The following is a 4,060-nucleotide window of genomic DNA, read 5'->3' as shown; positions in this document are numbered from 1 at the left end:
CCAGCCACTCCCCCATGGGGCTGAACATCGCAACCAGTCTGGACGGCCTGCTTACGGAATTTGACCGCCTCATCGGCTAAAAGGATGATGGCAAGGTGGCAAAGCAATATCCAAATTCTTGCCATCTTGCATACCTCATCATCATTAGGGCGCATATATTTGCTGAAAATTTTCCCGATTCATGGTATGAGCCAATTAGATAATCAAAGGAGCATTCACGCATGACATACCAAAAAAGCCTTTTACGACAGGCTATCGAAAACGATATAGCCAACAATAGTATTACGCCCGAAGAACGTGCCATCATTTCAGCCAGATTGTAAGCAACAAAAAAGGAGACCGTTCTACAGTCTCCTCATAAAAATGGTGCCAAATATGTTATCTCTAATGACTTATCCGGCAATCAATATATTTACTTCAGCTTGGCATATTCCGCTGCATCTACAGCCTCACACCACTCATTGGAGGTATTTTCCCCGGATACCTCAATGGCCAGATGCTGGAAGGCTGAATTTGGGGCAGCACCATGCCAATGCTTAACATTGGCCGGAATATGCACCACATCCCCCGGGTGAAGTTCCTGGGCCGGTTTGCCCCACTCCTGATAATAGCCCCGGCCAGCCGTAACGAGCAGCATCTGTCCGCCGCCCTTGTCGGCATGATGGATGTGCCAATGATTGCGGCAGCCCGGCTCAAAGGTAACATTGCCGATAACCACCTGATCCGTGGACACCATATTTAAGTAGCTGGTACCGTCAAAATACTGGGCATAATTCACATTTTTGCCCCCTACCGGGAACAAACTGGTGGCCATAATGGTTTCCAGACTTTCATTGCCGGAGGTATGCTCAGCTGCTGCCGGAGCGTCGTTATATACCTCCTTGGCCAGATTAAATGCCGCCCAAGCCTTTGGCCAGCCGCCATAGAAGCCCAGCTGGGTAATAATCTCCGCCATTTCCTCCTTGGTGACCCCGTTGTTTTTGGCGGACTGCAAGTGGTATTTTAAGGAGCTGTCCGTTATACCACTGGCCACCAGGGCCGAAACCGTTACAATACTGCGGTCATGGAGGGACAGCACATCATTTTTTGACCACACCTCGCCAAAGAGAATATCATCATTGTAGCGGGCAAAATCCGGGGCAAATTCCCCCAGCTGCTGCCGCCCCGCGGTCTGAACCACCTTTACTGCCTTACGATTATTATCTGCCATTTCTGCTGCCTCCACACCTAATATATTAGTTGACACAAGCATTACTGCCGCCAACCCTGCCGCAATTTTCTTTTTAATTTTCATACATTCAGACTCCATTTCTTACGAAAAACTATCCCCTGTTCCCAAGGACTTTCCCAATCAACACACCAACCAGCACATACAGTCCCAACAGGCAGGCCAGCAATATGGCATAGGCCCCTCCCGGCAAGGAGGTGGCCGCCGTGGCAAAAATATGCTTCATCAGCAGCCGGTCACCTACCTGATTTATTATGGAGCTGTAAATTCCCCCCAGAATAATCATTGCCACCACACAATACTTAACCAGGGAAGGAGACTTCACCGAATTATTCAGGCCCAGCCCCTTCTTCCACTGTCCCAGCCAGCCCTTCCAATGCAGTCCCCAATGAATACCGCATAAAATTATCAGACCGTAGCCCCAAGATACATGAAGCTGATGAATGGCAATACTGCGCTGTATATCCATGGGCATAATATCCCGGAACAGATAATTGGATATTCCGGCTCCCGCCCCGATTACCACCAATGCAAGGACCAAAAGCAGGATATTCACCGCGGTATTTATCAGCCGTCCAATAGGCCACTTGCCTCGACCCAGCCCGGTAAACCATTGACGATGCTGATACAGGTGCAGGACCATCAACAACAGCCATGCCACGCCAATTATCTCATGGAATAATTTGGGGATATGATGAAAGCACATGACCAATATAAGCATGATAGGCAGCATTATGGTCACGGCCATCTGTTTTGATGCCTTTTGTCCCTTCATTTTTAAAATCCAAGTGCCTTAAACCAATTCTTTATTTCTGCTTCACTGGCGTCTTTGCTAAACAGCTTTCCCGGCTTCCAATTGGCCTTACCCTTGGTTAATTTTTGCAGATAATCACCGCTTGTGCCGATGTCACTGCCGCCGGAGGTACAAATGTTGGTCATATTCTTCCCCGTAAAATCATAGCTTTCCACAAAGGTATCCATGATACGCGGTTCCTGTCCCCACCAAATAGGGTGAACTAAAATAATCGTGTCGTGCTCGGCGATGGGCCCATTATGGTCAGCCAGCTCAGGGCGAGCCTTATCGTCCTTTTGCTCCACGGTGGCCCGGGTAGTCTCGTCATTATAGTTTAAATCCTCCCTGGTATATGGCTTGGCCGGACGGATTTCATACAAATCAGCCCCCAGGGCCTTGGCTGTGGTTTCCGCCAACTGCTTGGTATTATTGGTAGCAGAAAAATACGCCACTAAAATTTTACTCTTGGCGGCCGGTGCCGGTGCGCTATTGGTTGCCTGGGGGGTGCCAGCCGGTTTTTCCTCAGCTTTTCCCTTATCCGCCCCGCAGCCCATTATTCCCAGAACCACAAGCAGACTAACACAAAGCAATAACATCTTTTTCATTTTCTTCATCCTTTCCGTAACACGTCATAACACTATTCCCCATCCACGGCACCAAAGGCCGGAGCTTCTCCCGAAGTCCCGGCTTGGCAGTTATTCTGTTATTTCATATTCTTCTTGAAGAAGGCTTCAATTTTATCAAATGGAATTTTGTCCATATTATCGTACAAATCAATATGGGATGCTCCCGGAACAATGACCAGCTCCTTGTTGTCCCCCTTCAGCCTCTTGAAGGCATCCTCACCGAAATAACGGGAGTGGGCCTTTTCACCGTGGAGAACCATTACTGCGCTCTGAATTTCATCGCTGTACTGTAAAATCGGCATGGTCATAAGTGAAAGCCCGGAGGTCATATTCCAGCCTCCATTGGAGTTCAGGGACCGCGGATGATAGCCCCGCTTGGTCTTGTAATAGGTGAAATAATCCTTCACAAACCAGGGTGCATCCTCCGGCAATACATCGGGAACACCACCGGCATTTTTATAATAACCGTTTCGGTAATCCTCGGTGCGCTGATTATTCAAAGCCTGACGATTGGCATAGCGCTCCTTGGCCAGGGTATCTGCATCCTTTTCATAGTCAAAATAGCCATTGGCACTGACTCTGGTCATATCATACATGGTAGAAGCCACTGTTGCCTTAATCCGGGTATCCATGGAGGCAGCGTTGATGGCCATACCGCCCCAGCCGCAAATGCCAATTATACCAATACGGTCCGGGTCCACATTATCCTGGGTGGCAAGGAAATCCACTGCCGCCGAGAAATCCTCGGTATTAATATCCGGGGACGCCACATACCGTGGGGTGCCACTGCTTTCCCCGGTAAAGGATGGATCAAAGGCAATGGTCAAATAACCCCGTTTTGCCATTTCCTGGGCATAAAGGCCAGAGGACTGCTCCTTTACTGCACCAAAGGGTCCGCTTACCGCCAGGGCCGCCATCTTTCCCGTTGCGTCCTTGGGAATATACATATCAGCGGCCAAGGTAATGCCATATCGATTTACAAAGGTTACCTTTTTATGGTTTACCGCATCACTTTTGGCAAAAACCTTGTCCCATTCATTGGTAAGATTAAGCTTTTCTGTCTTTATAATGCGATCTGCTTGCTTTTCAGCACTATGCATAATACTTCCCTCCTGCACTGCCGCCTCAGTATTTATTCCTACAGTCATTACGCCTGCACACAGCATAGCTGCCATAAGCTGTCTAAAAGCTTTTTTCATGTATTGTCCTCCTTGCTCAATCACTGCTATTCCCTTCGATGGTTCAAGTATAGCAAAGAGAATAATTGAATACAAATACTTATAGCAAATACATTTCTATGCTTTTTAGTAATGCATATAACGAGCTTTAAGATGTCCCCCACCTCTTTAGGTGGGGGGAAACAAACTACAACAGCTGGCGAGCATATCTCCCAGTGCGGACGTATCAAAGCAG

The 4,060-nt window shown here is 48.2% G+C and carries 4 protein-coding genes; all 4 read right to left on the bottom strand.

Features of this window, described 5'->3' with window-relative positions:
- Positions 1–412: 412 nt before the first annotated feature.
- The 4 genes from Q0Y54_RS12010 to Q0Y54_RS11995 all read right to left on the bottom strand — a co-directional run bounded on the left by Q0Y54_RS12010 (position 413) and on the right by Q0Y54_RS11995 (position 3,846).
- Complete coding sequence (locus Q0Y54_RS12010; RefSeq protein ID WP_366072764.1) at positions 413–1,210, bottom strand: carboxymuconolactone decarboxylase family protein; 798 nt, start codon at positions 1,208–1,210, stop codon at positions 413–415.
- Between the two features lie 112 nt (positions 1,211–1,322).
- Positions 1,323–2,003: a hypothetical protein gene (locus Q0Y54_RS12005; protein WP_297968337.1), complete on the bottom strand. Its 681-nt coding sequence runs from the start codon at positions 2,001–2,003 to the stop codon at positions 1,323–1,325.
- A gap of 2 nt (positions 2,004–2,005) precedes the next feature.
- Positions 2,006–2,626 (bottom strand): flavodoxin, encoded by a 621-nt coding sequence (locus Q0Y54_RS12000; RefSeq protein WP_297968334.1) that lies wholly within the window; start codon positions 2,624–2,626, stop codon positions 2,006–2,008.
- 98 nt (positions 2,627–2,724) lie between these two features.
- The gene (locus Q0Y54_RS11995) at positions 2,725–3,846 is read right to left on the bottom strand and encodes an alpha/beta hydrolase (RefSeq protein WP_297968332.1); all 1,122 of its coding nucleotides are present in this window, start codon (positions 3,844–3,846) and stop codon (positions 2,725–2,727) included.
- Positions 3,847–4,060: the final 214 nt, after the last annotated feature.

Source organism: uncultured Anaerovibrio sp., from assembly GCF_947302755.1.
In the GTDB taxonomy this organism is placed as follows: domain Bacteria; phylum Bacillota; class Negativicutes; order Selenomonadales; family Selenomonadaceae; genus Anaerovibrio.
This window is presented reverse-complemented; position numbering and strand designations above follow the sequence as displayed.